Genomic DNA, 23,698 nt, shown 5'->3' on the forward strand with positions numbered 1-23,698 from the left:
CCGGTTCAGGTCAGGACGAGGGTCCACTGGTCGTTGCCTGAGACGGGCTGCGGAGCCAGGCGCAGGGGCCACTCGACGATCTTCTGCTGGTTCTCGATGCCGGCCGGCCGCTGCATCTGCGCGGCCGGGACGTTTAGGGTGGCGATCGAGCCGGCGGCGTTCCCGTGAACCAGCTCCACCTCGATCGCCGTGCCCGCGGCGGCGAGGGCGAAGGGGTTGAGCGTGGTCATCGGCACGGCCTCGATCGTCGCCTCGATCATGTCGGCGCGGTCGACGATGACGATCGCCTCGGAGCCGATCAGCAGCCGCTGCTCGACCTGGTTGGCGAGGTCGAGCTGGAGGGAGCGCAGCACGTAGTCGTCGCCGTTGATGGTGAAGGTCGGGGTGTTGGCGCTGGTGGCAATCTGCGGCTTCTTGAAGCCGGTCAGCACCGGCGTGACCCGGGTCTCCTCGGTGGGCTGGGAGAAGAGGCCGGTGAAGGCGAACTGCAGGACCGGGATGCCCTGGGCGGTCACGCCGATCCGGCAGGTGCCGCGGGCGCCCTTCAGCACGTAGCGGGTGCTGTCGATCGCGAAGTAGATCGTCGCCGACTCGTGCCCGTCGGTGACCGGGTTGTAGGTGACCGAGACGCCGGCATCGACCGTCTCCGCGACGGCGCAGGCGCGCAGCAGCGGCCCCCAGGCCGGGGCGGTCCCGGCCGTGCCGGAGCCCTGCAGCTCGACGTTGAAGGACAGGGTCGCGTGCAGGCCCGCCGACAGCGTGCCCTGGTGGCCCATCCACGGGATCTCCAGGCCACGGTCGACGTCCTGCCCCTCCATGGGGGCGAAGCGGACCTCGGAGGCCTGGATGCCGTTGGCGGCGACCGGGCTCGCGTCCGTGCCGTAGGTGGTCTCGATCTTCGCGAGGATCGTCTGGCGGCGCCAATAGAGGGCCATGGCTCAGTCCTCCGTCTCGCCGGCCGGCTCGGCGGGCGCGGGGTTCGGGGTGGGCGCGGGGGCGGCCGGGGCGGCGGCGGGCTTCAGCCCTCCGTCGGGGGTGCGGGTCCAGCTCCCGCCGCCCGAGGGCAGCGCCGGCCGCGGCGCGGGCTTGGCGGGCTTGCGGGGCGTCTTGCTCATGCGGGGATCCTCAGCTGGTCGGCGATCACGAAGTCGAGCTGGTAGACGAGCACGCCGTCGCGGTTGTGCAGGAGGGAGCCGCGGGCCAGCTCGAAGACGCCCATGGCCTCGTCGGGGCCCCAGCCGGCGACGGCGACCAGGACGGCCTGGATCAGCTCGTCCAGCTCGGGCAGGTCGTCGCCGGCGGTGCGGTCGTAGGTCCGCAGGGTCAGCACCACGGCGACCATCTCGTGCAGCACCTGGGTGAAGAGGCCGACGGCGGCATGCGCCCCGCGGCCCTGCAGGCCGAGGGGGATCACATGCGCGGCCGGGGTGTGCTGGGGCCAGGCGCCCTTGCGGCTCAGCTCGGAGAGATCGGCCGCGCCCTCGATGCGCCCCGCCAGGCGCGGAACCTGCGCCTCGAGCCGGGCCTTCAGCTCCGCGATCATCAGATCCAGCCCTTCATGTTCGCCTCGGTCATCGGCCGCTCGCGGTCCGTGATCCGCACGCCCGAGGCGCCCGAGCTGGGCGGCTCGACGCCGGCGACGGGCAGGCGCGCGGCGCCCGAGGCGATGTCCTTCAGGGTGGCGCGGGCGTCCTTGTAGTCGGCCTCGATCTTCTCGTCGGCGGCCGAGGTGTGGAGGTTCCAGATCGCGATCCGCTGGGCGAGGTCGACGATCAACGGCGGCGTCTCGGCGAGCGGCAGCGCGTAGCGGCCGGCCAGGTAGCCGTCGATCAGCGCGTCGGCGTCCGCCAGGGCGCGGTCGACCGTGTCGCCGTCGATCTGGCGGGTGGCGGTCTCGCCGCGGTCCGTCAGCATCACGAGCATGCGCTCGCCGTAGCGGTCGGTCAGCTGCTGGAGGGTGGCGTAGGACATGGCGGCGGCTCAGGCGGTGATGTGGCGGACGGCGCGCATGACGGCGTCCTCGGCGTGAGTGTTGGCGAGCGCCAGGTCGCGGCTGGCGAAGCGATCGCCGGCCGGGTCGGTGCCGCCGATCTCGTGGAGCTTGGCGATGAAGGCCGCGCCGAGATCCTTCACCTCGACCATCTGCGCCTTCTCGGCCTCGGTCAGGACGCGGTAGGCATGGCGCACGCCGCTGTTCTCGGTGCGCTGGTCGCTCTCGCTGGGGACATGGTCGGCCATGGGGCTCTCTTCCTCGGGTGAACCCCGGCGGCGACGAGCGTCGCCGCCGGGAGGGCCCCTACGCCGGGCCGAGACCGCCGGGACGCATCCGTCGGCCGGACGTCACGGGCGGCGAGAGACCTCCGCGACGGACACGATCAGGACGGGGTCGGCGAGCAGCGCGGCCTTGTCGTCCTCGCTCAGCTCCTCCTCCGGGATGCGGACCGGCTCGGCGCCGAAGTGGCGACCGGCCCGCCAGCGGCCCCGCTTCGGGCCGACCACGACCACCTCCAGGCCGGAGGGCTCGTCGTCCTGGATGGCAGGCTCGGGAGCGCCTCCGTCCTCCCCCGAGGCCGCCGGCGCCGCATCGGCCTCCGGCGCCTGCGTCCCTCCCTCGGCCGAGGCGGAGGTCTGCGCCCCCTGGTCCTCGGCCTGCCCCTCGGAATGGGTGGCGGAGACGGTCTCGGTCGCCTCCGCCGTGGCCGGCTTCGTCGCCGGCTCCTGCTCGGGCTTCTCGGCCGCAGCGGAGGTCTTCGCCTCCTCGTCCGCGGCCCGCCCCTTGGTATTGGTCTTGCGCGTCATGTCCGGGCCCTCGGTCAGGCGAGCCAGGGCACGACGAGCAGCTCGGCGGTCCCCTTCCACTCGTTGGTGACGCCGCCGGTCCCGTACTCGGAGTTCAGGATCTTGCGGCCGGCGCTCTCCAGGGCGGGCGGCACCGCCAGGAGGTTGGGCATCAGGCCCAGCGGGCGGCCGTAGTCGCCCTTCATGCCGGTCATCGCCGCGCGGGCGGTGGCATAGGCCGAGGCGTCCAGCGTCTGCTTGGAGCCGTAGGCGATCTGCCAGAGGCTGTAGCCCACGTTCGCGTAGCCCTCGGCGCCGTAGACGAACTCGGCCCGATTGAAGACGTTCTCGTCGGTCGGGTTGTCCTTGGCGACGAAGTTGAAGTCCTTGCCCACCTGGTGGATCACAGGCAGCAGGAAGTGGTTCGTGTCGATCAGGAACCAGTTCGTGCCGGAGCCGCCGCCCGAGTTCGAGACGGTGGTCATCGAGCCGTCCTCGGCGATCACCGGGTGGTCGGTGTCGAAGTAGAACTGGCCATCGTAGCACTCGGTGGTGAAGCCCGCCTTCAGCGCGCCCCAGACCAGCGTCTCCCACTTCGACCCGGTGCTGCGGCCGAACGCCGTGAAGCGGGCGTTGAAGGTCCCGAGGTTGTCGGTTTCGATGTTCCGGCGGGGGACGCCGAGCGTCAGTTCCCAGGGCTTCTCGCGGATCGCGTAGTCGTGCTCCTTCAGGCTGTGGACCACGCGCTCGCCGACCCACTCCCGGACGTCGGGCAGCTCGCCGAGCCAGCCGTACTTCTCCTCCATGTGGGTGGAGTCGATCCGGGTGGAGATGCGCTCGCGCATCTGCGGGGCCATGCCCAGGCCGGCCTGGAAGGCCGTCTTGAAGCCGACGCGCAGCGCTTCGAGGTTGGCGTTGGTGATGAGCATCTGGGCGACTCCTTAGGCGGCCGCGGTCTTGGTGAGGGCCTCGTCCAGGCGGACCCAGACGCCCAGGGCGTCGACGTCCTCGACGATCCCGGCGGGCGAGCGGCTCGACGAACCGTTCGTCTTGGCGACGGTCTGGTCGTCCACGACGAAGCAGACGTCGCCGACCTCGGCGATCGTGATTTCGTCGGTGGAAGCCGAGTTGGCGAAGCGGAAGACGCCCGGCCGGAAGGTCAGCGTCGCGTCGCCCGCCGAGCCGGACGAGTTGTCGACCCGCGCCTCGGCGCGACCGACCCCGACGGAGCCGGTGGCGGTGGCGCCCTTGGTCAGATAGCCGGCGGCGTTGCGCATCACGAGCGCTCCGGCGTGGATCAGGACGCTGGCGGCGACCGGGCCGGCGCGATCGCCGGGCAGCCGCTGGGGCGTGTTGCGGCCCTCGGTGAGCGCGGTCATCGGGTCTGCTCCTGGCTGTCACGCGCCTGGCGCTCGGCGGCGAGCGTCTTCGCGTAGTCGTCGCGGGGGATGCCCAGAAGGCGGGCGGCGTCCGCCTGCTCGGCGTTGAGGTGGATCTCGCCGTCCTTCGACGGCGGATCGGCGGGCACGATGGCGCCGGCGCGGATCTTGGGCAGACCGGCGACCAGCTCCTCGGTGCGGGCGGGGTTCTCCATGTGCATGGAGACGTAAAGCTCGCGCTTGGGCGCCACGCCGTGACGGCCGTCGCGGATCGCGCCGTCGACGAAGGTCTCGGCCCGGGCCTTGGCGCCGTCGCTCTTCAGGGTCTCCAGCTCGGAGGCCATCTCGGTCAGCTCGGACTGGAGCGCGGCGATCAGCTCGCCCTCCTTGCCGCCGCCGGCCTTGGCGGTCTTCGCCGCCGCCAGCACGTCCTTGGGCGCGGCGTCCTTGGGCAGGCCCAGGACGACGCCGATCTCGCCCAGCTGCGACTGCAGCTCGGCCGAGGTCGCGGCCTTCGCCTTCTCGGCGGCGGCGGCGTCGATCACGGCGCTCAGCGAGCGGTAGATCTCCTCCGTCTCCGCATCCTCGGCGAGGCCGAGCATCTTCTTCAGCTTGGCGAGCACCTCGTCCATGAGGGCCTCCTCGGAATTGAGCGCGGCCAGCCCGCGCAGGTTGGGTCGGTTCACCAGGCTCGCGTTGGCGATCGAGGCGACGGTCTTGGAGCGATCGGCCATCAGCACCGGCGAGATCGCGCGATAGGCGCGATCGGCGACCAGGCGGCGGCCCTCGGGGGTCCAGTCGACGCGGCCCCAGATCCCGTCCTCGCGGGCCTGCATCTCGACGATCCAGCCGACCGCGTCCGACCGGCCGCCGTTCTTCGCGGCCAGGTAGGTGGCGTGGTTGATGTCGATCTCGATCTGGGGAGCGCGCTCGAAGCTGCGGTCGATGATCGCCTGCAGCTCGGCGCGCTCCAGCCGATAGGGGCCGCGGTTGTCGGCGGTCTGCAGCAGACCGTCCGCCGGCGCAGGCAGCAGGTGGATCCACTCCGGCGCGTCGCCGCCCTCCGCGGACGCGGGGAGCGGCTGCTGGGCCATCATGGCGATATGGGTGTGCGTCGGCATGGGCGAATCATCGCGGATTTCGCGCGCCGGCATCATCCGCAAGCGCTTGCGGATGGGTCATGGAAGCTGGCTTGAAAGGGGCTTGAACGCCGGGTTCGGCGGGCCTGAACCGCGGCTACCTCCCGAGCCTGCGGCGCCCGCGGCGGGCGGTCAACGCCCGCGCTCGGCCACGCGCTCCAGCCACTCTTCGACCGTGTCAGCGATGTTCTGCCGGTCCAGCTCGGAGAGGCCGAGGAACGGGCGGGCCGGGATGTCGCCCCAGGGGATCGACGAGCCGCGCTTCGTCTTGCCGAAGGCGCCCTTCTTCGCGCCGAACTGCATCACCGCCGACTGGATGGCGTTGGTGCCGATCTCCACGAAGCTCGGGCCGAACACGGAATGGAAGCTCCGCGCCAGCCGGATGCCCTCGCCGGGCCCCCAGAGCGGCCGGCGGTCGGCGGGCTTGCCGCGCCGCACGTAGGCGTCGATCGTCGTCTGCGACTTCGGCGCCCAGGGATGGCCCTCGGGATCCGCGCCCTGGTCGAACCGCGCCTCCGTCGTCTCCTGCAGCTGCTCGCCGATCTCGGCCATCACCGGCGTCATGTCGTCGAGCGCGCCCGCCAGGCGGTCGAGGGCGGCGAAGGCCGCATCGGCGTCGAGCTGAACCCGCAGCATCGGAGATCTCCTGTCAGGGGGCGCCGTCGACATCAGGCGGCGAGGCGCCTATATTCATGCGGGGCGCATCGGGAGACCGGATTGAACACCCGGTCGTGCTAAGGGCGTTGGCTCCTGGGGGCCCCTCCAACCTTCACCCGCCACATGGTGATCAGCGCCAGCAGCCGCCGATTGGCGCGGCGCTCGAAGATCGCGTGGACCCGCTCTCCGCCGATCGTCCTGCTCACCTGGATCCGCTCGGGCTCCTCTCCCGCCTTCAATTCGTCCCACCCTGCCAGAAGCAGCGGCAGGAGCCGGTAGTCGGCGGGACCGATCGCGATCTGCCCGCGGCGACGCTCGGTCTCCGGATCGCCATGGCGGGCGCGGATGTGCTCGACCGCAGGGGACGTCATCACGAAGTCGAACCCCGCCACGTCGCCGAGGATCGCGCCGACCTCGGTCTGCTGGTCCGACGTGAGCAGGCCGAGCGTCCGGGTCTTCTCCTGCAGGACCGGCCCGGCGATCGGCGCGCCGTTCCGCTCGCCCAACGCGCGCTCGGCATAGCGGCGCAGGTCGTCGGCGAGAGAGGGAAGGCGGCGGTAGGCCTGGGAGAGCGCGTCGGCCTGCGCCGGCGGCAGGGAGGTCATGTAGGCCTTGCCGATCTCGTAGGGCCAGCGGACCACCTTCTCGGCCGAGGCGCGGATCTCCGCCTGGACCGAGGCGCCCGGCGCATAGTCCCAGCCCTTGCCCAGCCCCTTCGGCGCGCCGGTCTTCGGGTCGATCGCGTCCCAGCCCTCGGGCAGCGCCTTGTCGGGATCGCCGCCCACCCGCCGCGCGCCGCGGCGGGAATGGGCGCCCCGGACCTTGCAGCCGCAGCCCCAGCCGTTGGGCGGGTAGTGCTGGGCCCAGAACGGATGGTCCGCCTCCAGCACCAGCCCGTTCCAGGACAGGTGGTCGAGCCGCGGGTGCTCGGCGCCCGAGTGGCGGTAGACCCAGAAGTCGAAGCCGCCGGCGCGCAGCTGGGCGTGACGGCCCGCGGCGTAGCTGGTCAGCATGTTGGTCTTGTAGATGGTCCGCGTGCGCCAGGCCTCGCCCGCCGCCGTCCCCTCGCCGGTCCAGCCGTGCCAGCCTCGACGCTCGACGATGGCGCGGAAGTCCTTCCGGAACGCCTCGATCCCGGTCCCTTCGGTCACCGCCCGGTCGACCGCCGCGGCGAGGTCGGCGAGCAGGTCCGCCTTCGCCGCGCCGGCGACCATGAAGGCCCGGTCGTGGGCCTCGCGCTCGATGTCGTCCCAGCGCGCCGTCGGGACCAGCTCGCCGAGGCGGAGGCGGTAGGCGGCGACCTGTTCCTTGAACGGCTGCCGCAGGACGCCGGCGGCGTTAACCATCCTCGCCCACCACCTCGGCGCGCCCCGCGCCCTGGGCGGCGAGCAGGCCGAGCGCCAGCGCGTTCGCCAGGCCCGAGGCGTCGAGCTTCGGGAAGGCGGCGAGGAACATCTCGCGCAGCTCGTCCATGTCCTGCGCGGCCTCGACCATCGCCTCGATCCGGGCCATCATCTCGCCCATGGCGGGCTGCGCCTCGACCGCGAGACGGTCGGCCAGGAGCGCCTCCGGCGAGACCCCCCCAAAAACGGCCCCAGGAGCGCCGTCTTCCATCTGGGGCGCTTCGGTACCCGGATCGGCCGCACCCCCTTTAATTTCGGCCGAGACGGCTTTCATGGGCCCATCCTGACCCGGGGCGCCCGGCGCAGGCGCGGCCGGCGGGGCCGGAGCCGCCCTGGGCACGAGGATCTCGTCGTCCGGCCCGGGGTCGGCGAGGCCGAAGCGGTCGCGCACCTCGCTCATCGACACGCGCACGCCGAGCGGCACCAGGATGTTCAGCGACTCGGCCAGCTGCTTGAGGTCCTCGGCCTCCGGCCGGGCGATGCGCAGCCGCGGGTAGCGCGCCTGCGGCCCGTACTCCAGATCCACCCACGGCCGGATCAGGTCGCGGTTCAGGATGCCCTGCAGGACCCGCGCGTCGGCGCGCTCGATGTCCTCCTGGACGAGGCGGTGCTCCTTCGAGACGGCGTGCCCGCCGGAGACCGCGTCGGTGGTGGTGGTCTGGCCCAGCACCGCCTTCGAGATCTGCCGATCGAGCCAGTCCGAACGCTGCAGGTACAGCTCGGAGCCCGGCCCGACGTTCTTCGACTCGATGAAGTCGATGGTCATGCTCTCGGGCACGATGGCCGCGCAGTCGCCGGCGATGTTCGCCACGGCCCGGAACAGGGTGTCCTTGTCGCCCTCGGTCGCGCCGGCCCCGAACTTGCCGATCCGCAGCGGCTGGCCATAGGTCTGCGTGAAGATCGCCCAGTCCCGCTGGGTGTAGGCCTTGAACATCCAGCCCCAGGCGGCCACCCGCGCCAGGCCGGAGCGCAGGACCAGGCCGCTCTTCGCCTTCATCGTAGCGAAGATGAACTTGAAGGGCGGCAGCGGGACCTCCCGGCCGCCCTCCTCCAGCATCACCGGGGTGGCGAGGTCCCGGCGCTCGAAGCGGAACCAGCGCGGATCGCGCCGCTCCAGCCGGGCGGGGCGCCAGTGGCCCTCGGAGGTGTCCCAGATGATCTCGGTGAAGCTGTAGCCCTTCCCCAGCGCGTCGAGAATGTCGAAGAGTTCGTCGGCCAGCTCGTCGCGGTCGAGCCAGTCGCGGACCATGTCGGCGATCTCGATGTCGCGGGCGTCGTCGGAGCCCGGCTCGACGGTGATGTCGATCTGGCTCACCGAGCGCCTGCGCGTGCCGAGCACCCCGAGGTAGTGCGGGTCGCGCTCCTCGATCGTCTCGGCCAGCTCCAGGTAGCGCACCGGGTCGCCCTGGTCGGCCTCGCGAAGGATGCTCGCCAGCCGGACCGGGTTCAGCCCGTCGGCCGGATAGCCGGAGATCGGCTGGCGCACGCCGCCGATGGTGGCCGCGGCCACCTCCTGCGTCAGGACGGGGCGCTGCACCGGACTGCCGTAGGCATCGAGCAGGACGGGGGGGCGGGCCATGGCTGCTTCCTTCACTCCAGCGCCGCACGCGCCTGACGGAGCGTGCTGGCCACATCGACCAAGCCGTACTCTCGCTCGAGCGATCGCTCCATGAGGCGGAGGACGGCCGAGTACTCGAGTTCGATCCGGTCCAGGAGCGCCGCCAGTACAGCGGCCTGGTCATCCTGCAGCGTCTTCATGCTGTCCTCCGGTTTCATAGCTGGATCAGAGATTCCTCATGCCCAGCATAGCCATGCGGCTTGAACTAGACCCGCACCACGTTCGGGGGCGGCGGTGCGGCGGGCGTCAGAAGCCTCCTCTGAGACCGCCGCCCAGCGGCGGCTTCCACCAGCTGCGGCCGGGGCCGCGCTCGTCGGGCAGATCGTGCATCTCGCCGCGGCTCCGGTCCGGGGAGCGGCCGACGGGCGTGTAGCCGTACTCGACCCAGCGCTGGCGGCTGGCGAAGTGGGCAAGCGCGAGGCCGATGGCGTAGTCGCCGTGGCGCTTCTTGCCCTTCTCGCCCTCTCGAGTCGGCGGCACCCGCGGCACGCCGCGGATCAGCTTCACGGTCCGAAGGTCGGAGAGGTGATGCTCGTCCGGCGAGAGGGCGATCATGTCGTCCTCGAACGCCGCCTTCACGGGCGGCATATGCTGGCGATACCAGTCCTCGGTGAACTTGATCGCCATCACCAGGCCGGAGCCCTCCTCGCCCTCGCGCAGCCCGAAGAGGCGGCCCATGTCCTCGGCGACCGTCCAGCCCATGCCGGTGGCGTCGAAGGCGGCGCCGAGCAGGCGGGCGCGGACATGCTCCAGCACCATGCGCACGATCGCCTTCTGCTCGTGGCCCGGGACGCCGCGCAGCTCGATCGAGAGCGCCTCGCGCCGGCGCAGGTTCTGCTCGATCGCCAGCAGCACGGCGACGGTCAGGTCGGCGACGCGGCCGAAGTCGAAGCCGAAGGCGAACCGCGGCGACAGGTCGAGCGCCGCGAGCGCCGTCTCCAGCTCCTCCATGAACGGGGTCAGGAGCGACAGCCGCTCGACGGTGGGCAGCTGCAGGAAGTTCGCCGGCAACTCCAGGCGCAGGACCGGGGCTTCGGCCGTCATGCGCGCCTCGATCAAGGGCGCGGGCAGCCAGGCGCCCGAGCCCATGGAGGGGATGCAGAACAGCTCCTCGTCCGCGCCCTCGGCGTAGAAGTCGATGATGTCCTGGCGCCAGTCGGCCTCCGCCTCTGGCGACCATTCGGTCCCGGTGACCAGGCAGATGCGCTGGTAGAGCCCGTCGCGCAGCGCCTGGTCGAGGTCGATGCGCTCGTGGGCGTAGGGCTTGCGCCCCGAGAGCACGTCCTGGACCAGCTCGTTGAACGGGTTCTCCGCGCCGTTGTGGGTGGAGCACACCACCACCTGGCCGCCCCACATCAGGAAGGCGAGGGCGGCCTTCAGCAGCTCGGGCAGGCTCTCGACGAAGGCCGCCTCGTCGATGATCACCACGCCCTGCTTGCCGCGCAGCGAGCGCGGGGCGGACGAGAGGGCGATGATTTCGAAGCCCGAGGCGAAGCGGATGCGGAAGGCCTGGATCGAGCGGTCGCCCTCGGCGTCGCCGTCCGGGAACAGGAAGTCCTCGGTCTCGAACGAGGCCATGGCGAAGGCCCGGGCCCACATGGCGCAGGCGTCTACGAACTCGCGGGTCATCTCCTGGGAGTAGGAGATGTACATGGCGTCCATGCCGCCGGCGGGCTTCTCGCGCCCGGCGCGCAGGACGGCGTAGGCCGCCAGCGCCCAGGTCACGCCGACCCGACGGCTCTTCTCGATGACCAGGACGCGGTGGGCGGCGGTGTCCAGGAGATGGACGGTCTTCGCCTGATAGGCCAGGAGCACTTTCGGCAGGCCGACCTCGGCGACGAGGCTGGGCATCGCCTCGGTCGCTTCGCGCCGCTGGCGCTCCCAGTCCTCCCTGGAGATGGGCGCGTTCATCGAGATTGCCCCGACTCAGAGAACGACGCAGGATGAACGGGACGCCCGGTCTCGCGGCCGGCTGCCCGCCCCGGCGATATCGGCCGCGCCCTCACGTACCCGGACCGGGCGTCATCCTCATCCCATCGAACATGGCGCCCCGAGGCGTTCACCTCCTCGATCCGCCAACCGGCACGGGCGAGCGAGCGCCAGATCTGGGCGCGCAGCTCGTCGTTGCTGCAGGCGTAGCCGGCGGCGCGGCGCACGGCCTCCAGGCGAGCGTCCTCGGGCGTGGCGCGGGAGGCGCCATGCCAGGGGCGCGGATCGGGCGAGACGGCGCGGAAGACGGTCACGTCGCCACCCCGAGGATCTGGGCTTTGATCGCCTCGGCGGTCTCGGCGGTGAGGCCCTTGGCGCGGGCGACGGTTTCGACGGCCTGGTCGAGCTTGCCCGCGAACTCCTTCTCCAGCTTCGCGCGGCGCTGGGAGCTGACGCTCTGCGCCTGCACGGCCGACTTGAAGGCGGAGGCGAGGAACATGGCCTCCTGCGGGGCCATCGACCCGTCCGCGTCGCCCAGCATGTTGAACACGAGGCTCTTGATCGCCTCGCCCGCCATGATGGTCAGATCGTCCGAGTCCTTCGCGTTGTAGCGGTCGGCCAGTGCCGCGACGATCTCGCGGGTGCGCTCCTGCTGCCGGATCATCCGGGCGAGCTGGGTGGAGTAGCGGTTGAACCCCTTGAAGGATGGCTCGTCGATCTGGATTTCGCCGCGGTACTCGGCCTCCAGCTCGCGGCACTTCTCGACGAACTCGGCGTAGATCTCCGTCTGGGTGCGCTCGCGCTTCGCCAGTTCCTGGGCCGCCCAGGAGATGATGCCGTCCGCCTCGGGCGGCATCAGGTCGATCTTGGAGAGGCGCCCCCGGCCGCGGGACCGCGCGCTGCGCGCCATGTCAGGCGCCCGGGCGCGAGGGACGCTTCACGCCCTCGATGGCGATCTCGCGCTGCAGGTGCCGGTGGCCCTTGTCGGTCAGGGTGGCGACCTGGACCGTGCCGGCCTCCATGACGGTAACGGCGCCGCGCTCGGCGAGCCAGGCCAGCTCGTCGTGAACCCAGCCGCGATCCTTGCGGATGCCGAACAGGCGCAGATGCTCGACCAGGATGCCGGAGTTCAGCGACTCGTCGACCTGCTCGGCCAGCGCCTTCAGGATCACCAGGCGGGCGTCCTCGCGGATCAGGGTCTGCATGTCCATCAGCGCTTGCCCTCCGAAAGGGCCTGCTCCTGCAGGCGCTCGGCGATGGCCTTCACCGGCATGAGGCGTTCGTTGAAGACCTCCATCTGACCTTCCATCCGCGCCAGCGTGACGAAGATCTGCTGCATCGCCTCGGGCGTCGGGCCGCGGTCGAGCTTCGCCTTGACCAGCTCAATCTCGCGCTCGACCAGGTCCAGGCGACGCGCGTGCTCCTCCAGCGTCTTTGCGTTGGTCCGCGCGCCGGAGGAGACGATGTTCCAGACCGTGGTCCCCAGCGCGACGAGGTTGGAGACGCCCGCTGCCCAGACGATGATGCTCGCGATCTCGGGAGAGGCGGCCGTCACGCGGGCCTCCCGAACCGCGAGGCGACCTTGCCGACCGCGTCCTTGACGGTGTGCCCGCCCATGTAGAGGCCGAGGAACAGCGCGGTGAGGTTGAACAGCTCGCCCAGCGGCATCTGCGGCAGGGCGATCTTGAAGATCGCGTTCAGGACGTGGAGCACGATCACGTTCCAGAACCAGAGCGCGCCGATCCCGTACATGCCCAGCGGCCGCCACGCCCAGGTCCAGCGCGGCTCCCTCATCTCGGCGAGCAGCAGGGTGGTCTTCGACTCCAGCTCCGCCGCGTACAGGGCGATCAGCTCGGGCGCCTCGCGCTCGGCCGCGGCGACAGCGGCCTCGAGCTTGTCCGGCGCATCGCGCTGCAGGTCGGGCAGCGCCTCCGGCTTCACGCCGGCATGGGTCGCGATGGAGCTGACGACGCCGGAGACGAGGCCGGCGTTCTCGGCTCCGATCCGCCCGGCGAGCACCCGCTCGATCAGGGGCGCACCGACCTGAGCGGCGACGGTGGCGAGCAGCGGGGCGATGACGGGCAGCATGATCAGATCCTCCGCAGGCGGGCGGCGACGCCGGGAGCCTTGCCCTGGACCCGCGCGGCGAGCGCGTCGCGGTAGCTCCAGGCCAACCAGGCGAGGCGGGCGACGGCGAGCGCCACGACCGCCCAGGCGACCCATTCGGCCCAGGCGGGGAAGTCGGCCGCCGCCGCGGCGGTCTCGGCGGCGATCGGCGCGGTGGTCCCGGCGCCGCCGCCGGCGACCGCGGCGGTCGCGACCTTCCGGCGGGCGTCGATCATGCGCTGGACGGTGGAGAGCGTGGCGCGCCCGATGATGCCGTCGACGGTCAGGTCATGGTCGGCCTGGAAGGCGCGCACCGCCTCCACCGAGACGCCCGAGAGCCCCTCGCCCGGATCGTAGCCCAGCGACGAGAGCGCCTCGCGCAGGGCGGCCACCTCGTCCGGGCCGAGCGGCACCACCTCGCGGGCGACGAGCGAAGCCGGATGCGGCACGGGAGGTTTGCCGTGGTACACGCCGAAGCGCAGCAGCGAGTACTCCTCCTCGCGGCGACGCTGCAAGCCGGGCAGCACCCTGCCGCCGCCATTGATCCAGAGAAGCATCTTCTCGCGGACTAGGTCCCATTCGCCGAGAACCCAGGCGTCGACCCAGGAGGCCTTCGCGATGGCGCCGGTGTTCCAGTGGAAGCTGACGCCGGCATCGAACTCGTGCTGGTTCGCCATGGGCATCTCGGCCAGCACCGCGGGCTCGTAGTTCCGCGCCAGCGCCAGGGCGGTGAGGCGCGCCGATTCCTCGGCGGTGATCACCATGCCGGGCTTCGGATCGACCACCCCGGAGGCCTTCGTCAGGCCCGGGCCGATGGTCAAGACGCCGACGACGTCGCGATAGGCCTTGAGGACGACGCCCTCGTGCCGTTCCAGGAAGGTCACCCCTTCGGCGCTCGTGTGCATGTCGCCCCCGTCCGATGCGATCTCGAAATTCGGGGGTCAGTATGGCGATGCCGGCGCCGCAGCATCATCCGCAAGGGTTTGCGGATGAGCCTCAGATCAGGCGGGGCTGGCGGGGATCTCCGGCGGCGCGACGAGCGGCGCGGTCGAGCCAGCCGCGGACCGAGACGTCGGTGACGTGCAGTCTGCGGGCGATCTCCGCCTTGGGCAATCCCTGTTCGGCGAGGCGCTCGGCGAGCCAGGCCTTCGCGGTCGGGATCCGCCGCTGGCGATCGGAGCCGAGCGTCGCCGCCAGCTCCGCCGCCTTCTCTCGGCCGACGATCCGGGCGAGCCGAGAGGACCCGTTGGAGCTGGGCGAGAGGTAGACCTCGGAGCCGCCGAGCGCGAGAAGCACCTCGACGGTCAGGTCGACGCCCAGCACCTGCACGTATGGGGCGACCGCTGATGGAGTGCCCGCGGGGACCTCAGCCATCGGCCGCCTCCCGGAACACGTGGGCCTTCGGGGCCCAGATCTCGCCCTCGGCCCAGGGCTCCGTGGCGAACAGCTCGCAGGCCCAGGCGTGGGGCAGCAGCCGGCGCAGCATCGCGCGCGCCTCGGGCGGCTTGCGGGAGTGCTCTCGGCGAAGGGCGTCGATGTGGTTGCGCACCGCGCGGTCGCGGATCTCCGGCGAGCCGAGGCTCGCGACGAGGAAGGGCTCCGTCGAGCTGCGCAGCAGGTAGCCTGTCCCGATGGCGACGCGCCCGTTCTTCGCCCGCTTCGTCCAGGCGCCGCCGGTCTTGTAGACGAAGCCCCAGGCCTCGATCACCTCCAGCGCCAACGACAGGTGCGGCCAGGTCGACCACAGGAACAGCAGGCAGTCCGGCCCCGCCAGGCGATGCACCGGCAGCGCCTTGATCTCTTCGATCGGCATCGTCTCGTAATGCGCCTCGGGGGAGCGGCCGTGGCCGGCCGCCGAGCGCATCTCGTAGGGCCACGGCGGGTCCGCCAGGATGGCCCCGTACTTCATCGGGACGAGGGGATCGAAGGGCCAGTTCATCGGGGTTTCAACGGCCGTGAACTTGGGCGGAACGCTCGTCTTGACCATCGCTCTGAAGGTCGAGGTGGGCGGGCTCGGCCGCGGCATGGGCCTCGGCGCGGGCGAGGGCGCCGACGGGCTGGGCCATGCAGTGGGTGTAGATGGCGTGGGCGTAGAGGATGACGCGGATCGCGTCCTCGCGCTGGGCGGGGGTCAGCTGGGTCATCCCTGGCGCTCCTCGGGCTCGAGGGCGATGGGTCCGCCCGCCTCGCCGGCGGCGACCAGGCAGGCGCGGCCGTCCGGGGCAGCGGACAGCCAGGTCCAGCGGCCGCCCGGACTGGCCCAGGCCTCGGCCACGAAGCCGCGGACGTCGAGCCCGCGGAACACGGGCGCCTCGCCGTGCGCGCGCAGCGCGGCGGCCATGGCGACGTACTCGCCGCAGACGACGGTCGCCTGGGCCTTCGCCGGCTTGACGGCGCAGCCGACCATCGCGACGGCGACCACAGCGGCCTCGATGGCGAGCGTGGGGATCACCCACCACCCGGGGCGGAAGTCTCGGTCGCACATGGCTCAGCCCTCCTGCGCCGCGCCTGCGCCCGCGCGGATGCGGGCGCCCCAGGCGTTGTTCACCGCGCGCCAGTCGAGCCGGCGCAGGGCGTGCAGGCCGCTGCGCGGCCCGGTGATCTCGAAGAGGGCGGCCTCGAACTCGGGGGAGGGCATGGGGCCCTTCCACTCGGGCCGCAGGCGATACCACTGCGCGACGGCGATCTTCGCCCCGTGGTCCTTCAGCCAGTGCGGGCAGCTGGTCCCGTCGTCCCAGCGGACCCCGCCGTCGCGGGCGATCCAGGCCTTCAGGCCCTCGATCGCGCGTGCGGCCGCGGTGGCGTCGATCAGGAAGCGGGTGTGGTCGACGCGAGCCTGGCGCTTCACGAAGGCCAGCAGGGCGGCGTCCTCGCGGCTGCGCACCAGGCCGAGGTTCCAGGCCGCGATCCACAGCGCCTGCAGCTTGGGCGCGTAGGGCCCTTCCAGGCGCTTCCGGCCGCCGGCGGGGCGGAACCCCATCCGGCGCAGTTCGGCGACCACGTCGGACTTCTCCGAAGGGGTCATGTCGCGGAGCCGGCGCTTGCCGGTCACACGCTCGTAGAGGGCGCGGCGATCGTCCTCCTCGGCGATGCCGAGCGCCCGGATCCCCGCGTAGATGGACTTCACCGCGCTCATCGGCTCAGGCCTTCGCCAGGTCGATGGTCACGGCCTGCCACTCGCCCTCGCGGCTCTCGCGGCGGTAGCAGCGCACGTAGGTCTTCGAGCCGACCACCCGCATCGCGTCGCGGATCGCCACCATGGCCGAGAGCCAGCGCTCGTCCTGGATGTCCAGGCGCAGGAGCATGAAGATCTCGGCGCGGTTGATCTGGCCCGCCTTGTCGGTGTTGAAGGCGCGGGTGACGATGGCGCGGATCTCATCGCGGGCGTCGGCCGCCCACTCGTTGAGGCACTCGTCGACCAACTCCTTGGCGATCTGCAGCTGGGGGCCGAAGTCGATCCGGTCGGCGACCTGGACCACCACCTTCATCAGCCCGTCGTGGGTCATGAAGGTCTTGTTGCCCTTCGCGCCGCCCTTGGTCGCCTCGTACTCCTGCGCCAGCAGCGCCTCGAAGTCGCCGAGGTCCTCGAACGTGTGGGCCTTGAAGCGGGCGACCTGTTCGGAGAGGGCCACGGCATAGCCCATCACCTTGCGGACCGTCTCGTCCTCGAGCAGGTCCTGCGGCTTGATCAGCGAGACCGGGACGAGCTTGCCCTTCGCATCGGGCAGGTACTCGTCCGCGCCGACGCGCACGCGGCCGTCGGGGATCTCGGCGGGGGGCGTCGCGATGGCAGCGGCGGTGGGTTCGGGGGCCATGTCAGGTCTCCTTGCGGTCGGGGGTCTTGTTGCGGGGGCAGCGATTGCAGGCGCGGTTCATCCGCACCCACGTCGGGTTGACGGAGGCGAACTTGGTCGAGCGCTTGCGCCAGAGCTGGCACTCGTCCGTGGGCAGCCAGCCCAGGGTCGGGCAGTTCACGGCGTCGCCCATGAAGGCGCCGCGGACGGCCTCCTCGACGGCCGCCAGGTCGCCGGGGTAGCTGTTGCGCAGCACCCGGCTCACCAGGCTCGGCGAGCGCTTCAGGCGGTCGCCGACCATGCGCTGGCTGGCGGCGGCGCACTCGCGGGCCAGCGCCTCGATCCAGTCGGGCAGCGGGTCGCCCCAGTGCTGGCGGGCGACGTCGAGCGGAGAGGGCGGCACGCGGGCGTTCACGACACGGCCTCTTCGGTCTTGGGAGAGACGGTCTCGCCGGTGTTGGGGTCCTCGAGCGTCCCGTCTCGGCGGATGCGCGGCGGCCGGGGGCCGGTGTCGCGGACCAGGACGTAGCGGACCTCCCCGCTGCCAGAGCGACGCGGCAGCGGACGCAGGTAGCCGGCCCGGGCGAGCCGGAGGCAGTACTTCTGGGCGCTCGACGGCGCGACGACGACGGGCGGCACGCTCGAATAGGCGGCGAGGTCCGTCGTGCTGAACTCGCGTGCGACCCGCATGGACCGCCACATGTTCAGTTGCCCCGATCCCTGCGAGGCGGGCGTCCCGTCGGCCCGCAGACGCGGCGCCTGCGGGCCCGCCTTGTGGGTGAGGCGGAAGCGCAGGCCGCGCTCGCCCTCCTCCCGGGCCGCGTAGCCGGCCAGCACCAGGCGGTCGGCCAGGTCCTTCACCGTCCAGCGGGGAATATCGGTCGCGCGGGTGATGTCGCGCACCGACCAGTCGTCGTCGCCCTTCGCGCGCATAGCGGCCCAGATCGCCGCCCGGCGCTCCTCGGCCGTCATCTCCTGCGGCTTGCGCTGCGCGGTCCGCCGGCTCATCGCGCGATCCTCCGCGGCGCCGGCGCTTCGCCCGAGAAGAAGCGCTCGCCCGCGAAGTCGGCGAGGCCGACCTGCTTCTTGCCCATCCGCAGGCCGAACTCCCGCACCCGGCCGAGGTTGATCGCGATGCGGCGCATGGAGGCGCGGGACTCGTCCAGCAGGCGCTCCTGCAGGTCGACGTCGAGATCGACGCCGCGGCTGTAGATCGGAACCAGGTGGCCCACGTCGTTGAGCGTCGCGGGCTCCGCGGCGACCCAGTCGGCCATGCGGCCGTGGACCCGCTCCCACTGCAGGAGCTTGATCGGCAGCTGCTCCTCGCCGATCAGGATCACCGTCGCGGCCGAGGACTCGTGGATGTCGCGCACCAGCTCGATCTTCTTCTGGTCGACCAGGTGATCGGCCTCGTCGATCAGAAGCGGCCGGCCGGAGCGCAGCAGGGACTCGGCGATCTGGTCGACCATGTCGGCGATGGTGCGGGCCGGCTGGACGCCGATGTCCTTCAGGATCGCCTCGCAGAGCTTCTTGCGCGTCCAGCAGCTCTTCACCTGGACGTGGTGCGCCCCGAAGCGGTTGACGGCGAACGCCGCGGCGGAGGTCTTCCCGTAGCCCGAGGGCCCGTGGAAGCAGGCCATGCCTGGCAGTCCGTCGAAGCGCGCCTGCACCCGCTCGATCAGCTCCGAAAGCGCCCGCACGTTGCGCAGGGGCGCGATGCTTCCGTAGGTCGGTGTGTCGTCCAACATTGCTCTCGCCTCTTCTTGGTGCGCCGCCGGCCCGCTTGCGTCCCGGGCCGGCGGCTCGTTCACCCGCTTTGCCGGGCGTGGTTCGGGAAGACCCTGTCGAAGCCGTAGACCTCGACCATGCCGTCGAAGCTCCGGCACTCGGGGGTGCCGGCGTAGCCGTCGAGCCAGAAGCGATCGTCGGCGGAGATCTCGCCGCCGGCGGCGATCCGCCGGCGCAGGACGTGGGCGCGCAGGTAGCGCTCCTCGTCCGTTTCGGGGCGGGGCTTCGGCTTGTGCAGCGGAAAGGTCGCCACGAAGGCGGCCTGCCGAGCTTCTTCGGCGGGGTCCGGCTTCGCGGGCTCGAACGTCTGGCGGCGACCAGCGGCCTCGGCCGCAGCGTCCAGCGCCGGCGTGGCATGGGCCTCGCCTCGCTGCGGGAACGCGACCAGATCAGCCGAAGGTCGGCCGACGCCGCGCACCTCCAGCCGAGCCAGCTCCCGCAGCTCGCGCTTCTTGCCGCGGATCTCGGTCATGGCGCCCGCTTCGGCCGCCTTCTGCATCGCCTTGGCGCGCGCCAGCACCTCGGCCGGATCGAGCCCGCGCAGTTCGGGGCAGATCGCCTCGCCCAGGAACGCGTCGCCCGAAGGCGTGAACAGCATCGCCCGGCCGAGGTCGTGGGGGTCCATGCGGACCAGCACGTCCATGCCGGGCTGAGCGCCCATCGGCAGGTACTGATGATGGTCGATCCGGACGCCCTGCTTGGTGACCCGCCGCAGGCCCCCGTTCGAGGCGAGCGGCGCGAGCAGCACGTCGAGCATCGCTTCGTCGGTCAGCCAGCGAACCGGCCCCGCGTAGGCCGCCGCCATCATGAAGGGCGTCCGCCGCCCGAGGCCCTCATGGGGCGTGTGGGCGAAGCGGTTCTCGGTCCAGTCGTCCGCCCAGGCCTGGAACTGCGCCAGGTCGAGCTGCACGTCGAAAAGCTCGACGTCGCTGGCGCCGAGACGGGCGTGGAATGCCTTGCGCCCCTCGATCCGCTTCCGGTCGGCGACCGAATGGCCGATGAAGCCCGGCATCACCTGCAGGTCGCGTTGGAACGTGCCGATCGTGCGCTCGACGATGCCCTTGGACTTCGGGTTGTAGGGCGGCGACAGCTCAACGTGGATGCCGGCGCTGTCGAACAGCTGACGGGTCTGGTGCGCGGTGAAGTCGGAGCCGTTGTCGGTGTGGATGCGCTCCGGCCACCCCCAGGTTTTGATGCACTTCCGCACGAGCAACCCGACTGCGGACGCGCGGGGCGTCGGCGTGACCAGCACGATGGCCCGACGGGAGTAGACGTCGACCGCCATGTAGATCGAGGCGCGGCCGCTGGTGAGCATGATGTCCGCGGGCGAGGCGTCGATCTGCCAGACCTCGTTCAAGCGGTCTGCACGCTGCGTTCCGGTCGCGACGAACTCCACCTTCGAGCGGTAGCCGTCAGGGTCGGTCAGCCGCATCATCTCGTTGCGGTAGGTCTTCTTCCACTCGCCGACCGCGACCTGGAACATGCGCAGGCTGGGCAGCGGCACGCGCTTCAGTTCGCCCGTCGCCTCGTCCATCACCTCCAGCGAGGCGCCGTATTTCCGGGCGATCTGCTCGCGCAGCTGGCGGGCGTTGATCAACGGGTGCTTCGCCATCAGAGCCAGGGCAAGATTGCGGACCTCGCCGCCGTCGGCCCGGTCGAGAACGCCAGACCCTTTCGGTCGCCCCCGCCGCCCGGGCGCGGCGCCCTCAGCCGCGGCCTTGCGCCAGCGCGCCAGCGTGCGGGGCGAGAGGCTCTGCGCCTCGGCCCGCACCCAGCCGGGAAGGTCCACGCGGTCGCCGTTGAACAGCGCGCAGAATATCGAATCTGAGGCCGTCTGGGACAGCAGCGTCTGCCAGCGGAACTTGTCGGCCAGCCGCACGATCACCCGCCGCGCGTCGAGCGCCGCGTCGACCGGGCCGTCGATCACCTCCAGGCGGACGTCCTCGTCGGTGACCTTCAGGTGATGGCTCAGCCAGGCGAGCTGCGCGGCAGGCGGCAGGAGGTCGACGTGGTACTCGAGTCCACCGCCCCCCTCCCGACCGCCGCGCAGGCGCGCCTGCGGGGTGGTCGCCCAGCCCTTGCGGTCGGCGAGGACGTTCACGCCCCGCTTGGTGGCAGGCATGCCAGGCATCAGCCCGGCCGCCGCCGCCTCCGCGATCTCCTGGGCCGAGAGCCACATCATCAGATCCAGCCCTCCGCGCGGGCCAGGTCGAGGATCTCGTCCTTGTGGTTGCGCACGAAGAGCAACCGCTCGTTCCGGTGCATCCGGCCCCAGTTGGCGTTGAGCCGGCTCATCAGGTTCTTGCCGCCCGCAGGCTTCTCCTTCCCGCGGACCAGGAAGACCGCGTCGGCGACGCTGGAGGCCTCGGGCTCGTCCGCGAACAGCACGTCGCAGACCTTCGCCTGGATCTCGGCGTCGAGCTTCGCCAGCGCCAGCAGCTCGCCTTGGTGGTCCTCGAACCGCGTGCCACGGACATGCTTCTTGGACTCGGGCGTCATCTTGCGCGCGATCTCGATCGCGATCTGCAAGGCGCGCCTGGAAAGCCCAACAGTTTCAGAAACATCGGAGCAAAGCGCAAAAATTGCGTCTTGATCGGCGGCTTTCGCTTCCTCCTCCCGTTTCGCCCGGACATTAGCGCTCCGGCGGTCGCCGCCGTGGCGCGCGCTGGGGTTCAGCCGCTTCCAGACCGCGTCCAGCTCGGCGAGGAACTCGGCCCGCTCCAGCTTCGTCAGCTCCTGCCGGTCGACGTTCTCCATGATCTCGGCGAAGCGCAGCTGCGCCTCGTCGAGGTCGCGCACCACCGTCGCCGGGATCTCCGCCCAGCCCAGCTCGCGCACCGCCGCCAGACGGTAGGCACCCACCACCAGGACGAAGCGCTCGCCCGCCGGCGCCACGACGATCGGCTGCAGCACGCCCTGCATGTCGATGTCGGCCGCGAGCACCTCCACCCGCTCCGGCTTCACCGGACGCAGGCGGTCGCCCAGGTCGATCAGGTCGACGGCAATACGCTGAAGGTCGTTCACAGCAGGTCTCCGATGGTGAAGGCGACGAGGATCAGGAGGATCACGCAGGCCAGGCCGAGCGCGTCGGCCTCGGGCGCTTCCTCGAGGCGGCGCACGAAGGCGCGAAGGCGGGTCATCACGAGACCTCCGACGCGAGGCGCTTCAGTTCCGCCTTCAGGTCGGCCGCGGCCTTGTGCATCGCCGACATGCTGGCGAGCGTGTCCTCGACCTCCAGCCCCTCCAGCGCCGCCAAGATCGCGGTGCCGGCCGCGTCCAGCTCCTGCAGCCGCAGGTTCAGCTGGTCCCGGGCCTCGGCCGACCAGGCGCGGGCCTGGTCGAGGATCTCCCGCGCCTTCACGCGCTGGCCGACGCTCGCCTTGTCGTGCGCCAGCTCCGGGGCGCCGCAGACGCGGGCCACCTTCGTTTCAAGCCGCATGATCGCCCTCCGTCAGTTCGCGCACGGCCAGCTCCATGGCGCGCCACTGGATCTCGGCGATCCGCCGGCCGATCGTCGAACCGCCCAGTTCCATGCCGAGCGTCATCGCCGTCATCGCGTGGGTCACCGCCGAGGGATGGCGCTCGAACGCCTCGCCCACCGCGGCGGTGGTCAGGTGGCCGCAGCGTCCGGCGGCCGCGAGGCCCAGCCGCCGCCAGCGCGCCGGCTCGCCCCGGCCGTGGCCCAGGATCTCCGCCTCGGAGACGCCCGCGGCCTGCGCCGTGGCCGTCACGAAGTGCCGGGCCGTGACGTCCAGCGGGCGGCCCTGCCACCAGACGCTGGCGGCGGACACCGGGCGCGCGGCCTCGCCCAGGGTGGGACGGGGGGCGGTCATCGGGCGATCTCCCGGCGCTTGCGCGCGTGCAGGCGCTGGCCCGCCTCCTGACCCTCGTAGGACGAGAGCGCGATGGCGCGGAGGAAGGCGGACATCAGGACGCCCTCCGCACGGCTTTCGCTTTCGGCCTCGGAACTTCACGCGGCCACTCGAGGCCATCCGGCCAGTTCAGGGCGAACCAATTCAAAGCCCGGCTTGCCGTCTTCGTCCGGCAGTCGCGCCCGTCGATGAGCCCCTTGAAGAAATCGCCCTTTCCGAAGATCCGCATGGAGATGGCGAAGTGGGTGACGCCCTGATGGGCGGCCATTCGCTCTGCAAGCGAAACGATATGCTGGCGCTGATCCATGGGGCGTATGATAGCCTGTTTAGGCTATCTCGCAAGCCTCTTGTGGCTATTCATTTCCGCCTTAGCCATTTTTGGCTATGGTCCTGCATGGATCCGATTCTGGACGTCATCGACGACGCGCTCAGAGAGAAGGGGCTGACCGACGCGGCAGCCTCTCGCTTGGCTGTTGGGCATCCGTCTCTGATCAAGAACATGCGGCTGCCCCGCTCCGGCGAGAAGCGATACAACTTGCCGGCGCTGCAGAAGCTCGCCGCCGTTCTGGGGCTGGAATTCTACTTTGGACCGCCTCGGGCAGCATTGCGGGCCGATCTGAGTGCCCAAGGAGCGCAGCGCTCCAACCCCAGCGATCGCGATCTTGCGGCAGCGTTACAAAACCTGGATGCCCGCGAACTCCGTCGCCTCTTCGAGGCGGCTTACGGTCCCGACGTGGCGCCGCCAGGCGAAGCCCTTCGCCCCCTGAGCAAGGACGAGGACTTCGCGCTTGTCCCGCTACACGATGTGGAGTTGGCGGCCGGAACAGGCTTCACTAATGACAGCGAGGAGGCTGGCGCTCATCTGCTCTTTCGCCGCGACTGGTTGCAGAAGGTCGGCCTGGCGACAAAGGATGCTCGGCTCGTCCGCGTACGCGGCGAGAGCATGATGCCGATGCTGTTCGATGCGGATGTTGTCCTACTGGACACTTCCAAGACCGAAGTTCCGGCCGGCCGAAAACGCGCTTCGGGCGCGCACACGAGATACCTAATTGCACTGGAGCAGGATGGCGAAGCGAGGGTGAAGTGGGCTGAACGGCCGAATGACGACACGCTTGTGCTCTCGTCCGAAAACAGCGTCGCCTACAGGCCGGAAGTCTACACTCGCTCGGAAATCGACGGAATGCGCGTTATCGGGCACGTTGTATGGTGGTGCCACACGGTTCGGGATTAGCCAC

General features: G+C 71.0%; 33 protein-coding genes. 1 reads left to right on the plus strand and 32 read right to left on the minus strand.

The annotated features are described in order from the left end of the window. Positions 1 to 5: 5 nt before the first annotated feature. The 32 genes from P2H44_RS06365 to P2H44_RS06520 all read right to left on the minus strand — a co-directional run bounded on the left by P2H44_RS06365 (position 6) and on the right by P2H44_RS06520 (position 22,424). A complete protein-coding gene (locus tag P2H44_RS06365; protein WP_275762623.1) occupies positions 6 to 935 on the minus strand; it encodes a phage tail tube protein in 930 nt (309 codons plus the stop codon). A 3-nt stretch (positions 936 to 938) separates the two neighbouring features. Continuing rightward, complete coding sequence (locus tag P2H44_RS06370) at positions 939 to 1,115, minus strand: hypothetical protein (RefSeq protein ID WP_275762624.1); 177 nt, start codon at positions 1,113 to 1,115, stop codon at positions 939 to 941. After that, a complete protein-coding gene (locus P2H44_RS06375; protein WP_275762625.1) occupies positions 1,112 to 1,543 on the minus strand; it encodes a phage tail terminator protein in 432 nt (143 codons plus the stop codon). The genes P2H44_RS06370 and P2H44_RS06375 overlap by 4 nt, the downstream gene beginning before the upstream one ends. Next, entirely contained in the window at positions 1,543 to 1,971 is a 429-nt protein-coding gene (locus P2H44_RS06380) for a gp436 family protein (RefSeq protein WP_275762626.1), read from the minus strand. The genes P2H44_RS06375 and P2H44_RS06380 overlap by 1 nt, the downstream gene beginning before the upstream one ends. Positions 1,972 to 1,980: 9 nt before the next feature. Beyond that, on the minus strand, positions 1,981 to 2,238 hold the full coding sequence (locus P2H44_RS06385; RefSeq protein WP_275762627.1) for an Acb2/Tad1 domain-containing protein: 258 nt from the start codon (positions 2,236 to 2,238) through the stop codon (positions 1,981 to 1,983). Positions 2,239 to 2,340: 102 nt separating this feature from the next. Next, entirely contained in the window at positions 2,341 to 2,799 is a 459-nt protein-coding gene (locus P2H44_RS06390; RefSeq protein ID WP_275762628.1) for a hypothetical protein, read from the minus strand. 14 nt (positions 2,800 to 2,813) lie between these two features. Continuing rightward, positions 2,814 to 3,707 (minus strand): Mu-like prophage major head subunit gpT family protein, encoded by an 894-nt coding sequence (locus tag P2H44_RS06395; RefSeq protein WP_275762629.1) that lies wholly within the window; start codon positions 3,705 to 3,707, stop codon positions 2,814 to 2,816. Between the two features lie 12 nt (positions 3,708 to 3,719). Further along, the gene (locus P2H44_RS06400; protein ID WP_275762630.1) at positions 3,720 to 4,157 is read right to left on the minus strand and encodes a hypothetical protein; all 438 of its coding nucleotides are present in this window, start codon (positions 4,155 to 4,157) and stop codon (positions 3,720 to 3,722) included. After that, positions 4,154 to 5,278, minus strand: coding sequence for a phage protease (locus P2H44_RS06405; RefSeq protein ID WP_275762631.1), 1,125 nt, complete (start codon positions 5,276 to 5,278; stop codon positions 4,154 to 4,156). The genes P2H44_RS06400 and P2H44_RS06405 overlap by 4 nt, the downstream gene beginning before the upstream one ends. Positions 5,279 to 5,428: 150 nt before the next feature. Continuing rightward, positions 5,429 to 5,932, minus strand: coding sequence for a phage virion morphogenesis protein (locus tag P2H44_RS06410; protein ID WP_275762632.1), 504 nt, complete (start codon positions 5,930 to 5,932; stop codon positions 5,429 to 5,431). A gap of 98 nt (positions 5,933 to 6,030) precedes the next feature. Continuing rightward, complete coding sequence (locus tag P2H44_RS06415; RefSeq protein ID WP_275762634.1) at positions 6,031 to 7,299, minus strand: phage minor head protein; 1,269 nt, start codon at positions 7,297 to 7,299, stop codon at positions 6,031 to 6,033. Continuing rightward, the gene (locus tag P2H44_RS06420) at positions 7,292 to 8,935 is read right to left on the minus strand and encodes a DUF935 domain-containing protein (RefSeq protein WP_275762636.1); all 1,644 of its coding nucleotides are present in this window, start codon (positions 8,933 to 8,935) and stop codon (positions 7,292 to 7,294) included. The genes P2H44_RS06415 and P2H44_RS06420 overlap by 8 nt, the downstream gene beginning before the upstream one ends. Positions 8,936 to 8,946: 11 nt before the next feature. Then, on the minus strand, positions 8,947 to 9,114 hold the full coding sequence (locus tag P2H44_RS06425) for a hypothetical protein (protein WP_275762637.1): 168 nt from the start codon (positions 9,112 to 9,114) through the stop codon (positions 8,947 to 8,949). Positions 9,115 to 9,220: 106 nt separating this feature from the next. Next, positions 9,221 to 10,885, minus strand: a complete 1,665-nt coding sequence (locus tag P2H44_RS06430) for a terminase large subunit domain-containing protein (RefSeq protein ID WP_275762638.1) — start codon at positions 10,883 to 10,885, stop codon at positions 9,221 to 9,223. A 328-nt stretch (positions 10,886 to 11,213) separates the two neighbouring features. Further along, on the minus strand, positions 11,214 to 11,813 hold the full coding sequence (locus tag P2H44_RS06435) for a DUF3486 family protein (protein ID WP_275762639.1): 600 nt from the start codon (positions 11,811 to 11,813) through the stop codon (positions 11,214 to 11,216). A 1-nt stretch (position 11,814) separates the two neighbouring features. Beyond that, positions 11,815 to 12,114, minus strand: a complete 300-nt coding sequence (locus tag P2H44_RS06440) for a VpaChn25_0724 family phage protein (RefSeq protein WP_275762640.1) — start codon at positions 12,112 to 12,114, stop codon at positions 11,815 to 11,817. After that, positions 12,114 to 12,458 (minus strand): hypothetical protein, encoded by a 345-nt coding sequence (locus P2H44_RS06445; protein WP_275762641.1) that lies wholly within the window; start codon positions 12,456 to 12,458, stop codon positions 12,114 to 12,116. The genes P2H44_RS06440 and P2H44_RS06445 overlap by 1 nt, the downstream gene beginning before the upstream one ends. Beyond that, positions 12,455 to 12,991, minus strand: coding sequence for a 3TM-type holin (locus P2H44_RS06450; RefSeq protein ID WP_275762642.1), 537 nt, complete (start codon positions 12,989 to 12,991; stop codon positions 12,455 to 12,457). The genes P2H44_RS06445 and P2H44_RS06450 overlap by 4 nt, the downstream gene beginning before the upstream one ends. Positions 12,992 to 12,993: 2 nt before the next feature. After that, positions 12,994 to 13,914: a glycoside hydrolase family protein gene (locus P2H44_RS06455; RefSeq protein ID WP_275762643.1), complete on the minus strand. Its 921-nt coding sequence runs from the start codon at positions 13,912 to 13,914 to the stop codon at positions 12,994 to 12,996. A gap of 91 nt (positions 13,915 to 14,005) precedes the next feature. Beyond that, positions 14,006 to 14,383 (minus strand): helix-turn-helix domain-containing protein, encoded by a 378-nt coding sequence (locus P2H44_RS06460; RefSeq protein ID WP_275762644.1) that lies wholly within the window; start codon positions 14,381 to 14,383, stop codon positions 14,006 to 14,008. Then, a complete protein-coding gene (locus P2H44_RS06465) occupies positions 14,376 to 14,948 on the minus strand; it encodes an MT-A70 family methyltransferase (protein ID WP_275762645.1) in 573 nt (190 codons plus the stop codon). Before P2H44_RS06465 ends, P2H44_RS06460 begins: the two co-directional genes overlap by 8 nt. A gap of 7 nt (positions 14,949 to 14,955) precedes the next feature. Then, positions 14,956 to 15,153: a hypothetical protein gene (locus P2H44_RS06470; RefSeq protein WP_275762646.1), complete on the minus strand. Its 198-nt coding sequence runs from the start codon at positions 15,151 to 15,153 to the stop codon at positions 14,956 to 14,958. Next, positions 15,150 to 15,494, minus strand: coding sequence for a hypothetical protein (locus P2H44_RS06475; protein WP_275762647.1), 345 nt, complete (start codon positions 15,492 to 15,494; stop codon positions 15,150 to 15,152). The genes P2H44_RS06470 and P2H44_RS06475 overlap by 4 nt, the downstream gene beginning before the upstream one ends. Positions 15,495 to 15,497: 3 nt before the next feature. Then, entirely contained in the window at positions 15,498 to 16,145 is a 648-nt protein-coding gene (locus P2H44_RS06480; protein WP_275762648.1) for a regulatory protein GemA, read from the minus strand. Positions 16,146 to 16,149: 4 nt separating this feature from the next. After that, positions 16,150 to 16,824, minus strand: coding sequence for a DUF3164 family protein (locus tag P2H44_RS06485; RefSeq protein ID WP_275762649.1), 675 nt, complete (start codon positions 16,822 to 16,824; stop codon positions 16,150 to 16,152). Position 16,825: 1 nt separating this feature from the next. After that, complete coding sequence (locus P2H44_RS06490) at positions 16,826 to 17,218, minus strand: hypothetical protein (RefSeq protein WP_275762650.1); 393 nt, start codon at positions 17,216 to 17,218, stop codon at positions 16,826 to 16,828. Then, positions 17,215 to 17,811 (minus strand): hypothetical protein, encoded by a 597-nt coding sequence (locus P2H44_RS06495; RefSeq protein WP_275762651.1) that lies wholly within the window; start codon positions 17,809 to 17,811, stop codon positions 17,215 to 17,217. The genes P2H44_RS06490 and P2H44_RS06495 overlap by 4 nt, the downstream gene beginning before the upstream one ends. Next, complete coding sequence (locus tag P2H44_RS06500) at positions 17,808 to 18,551, minus strand: AAA family ATPase (RefSeq protein ID WP_275762652.1); 744 nt, start codon at positions 18,549 to 18,551, stop codon at positions 17,808 to 17,810. The genes P2H44_RS06495 and P2H44_RS06500 overlap by 4 nt, the downstream gene beginning before the upstream one ends. A gap of 59 nt (positions 18,552 to 18,610) precedes the next feature. Continuing rightward, a complete protein-coding gene (locus P2H44_RS06505) occupies positions 18,611 to 20,773 on the minus strand; it encodes a DDE-type integrase/transposase/recombinase (RefSeq protein ID WP_275762653.1) in 2,163 nt (720 codons plus the stop codon). Beyond that, positions 20,773 to 21,615 carry a ParB/RepB/Spo0J family partition protein gene (locus P2H44_RS06510; RefSeq protein WP_275762654.1) on the minus strand — a complete coding sequence of 281 codons (843 nt, stop codon included), beginning with the start codon at positions 21,613 to 21,615 and terminating at the stop codon, positions 20,773 to 20,775. Before P2H44_RS06510 ends, P2H44_RS06505 begins: the two co-directional genes overlap by 1 nt. 115 nt (positions 21,616 to 21,730) lie before the next feature. Continuing rightward, positions 21,731 to 22,030 carry a hypothetical protein gene (locus tag P2H44_RS06515; protein WP_275762655.1) on the minus strand — a complete coding sequence of 100 codons (300 nt, stop codon included), beginning with the start codon at positions 22,028 to 22,030 and terminating at the stop codon, positions 21,731 to 21,733. Continuing rightward, complete coding sequence (locus P2H44_RS06520; protein WP_275762656.1) at positions 22,020 to 22,424, minus strand: hypothetical protein; 405 nt, start codon at positions 22,422 to 22,424, stop codon at positions 22,020 to 22,022. Before P2H44_RS06520 ends, P2H44_RS06515 begins: the two co-directional genes overlap by 11 nt. A gap of 280 nt (positions 22,425 to 22,704) precedes the next feature. Here P2H44_RS06520 and P2H44_RS06525 point away from each other — a divergent pair, with 280 nt between their 5' ends. Then, the gene (locus P2H44_RS06525; RefSeq protein WP_275762657.1) at positions 22,705 to 23,694 is read left to right on the plus strand and encodes a S24 family peptidase; all 990 of its coding nucleotides are present in this window, start codon (positions 22,705 to 22,707) and stop codon (positions 23,692 to 23,694) included. The last annotated feature ends 4 nt before the right edge of the window (positions 23,695 to 23,698 follow it).

The sequence above is a fragment of the Albimonas marina genome, from assembly GCF_029223255.1.
Lineage (GTDB): Bacteria > Pseudomonadota > Alphaproteobacteria > Rhodobacterales > Rhodobacteraceae > Albimonas.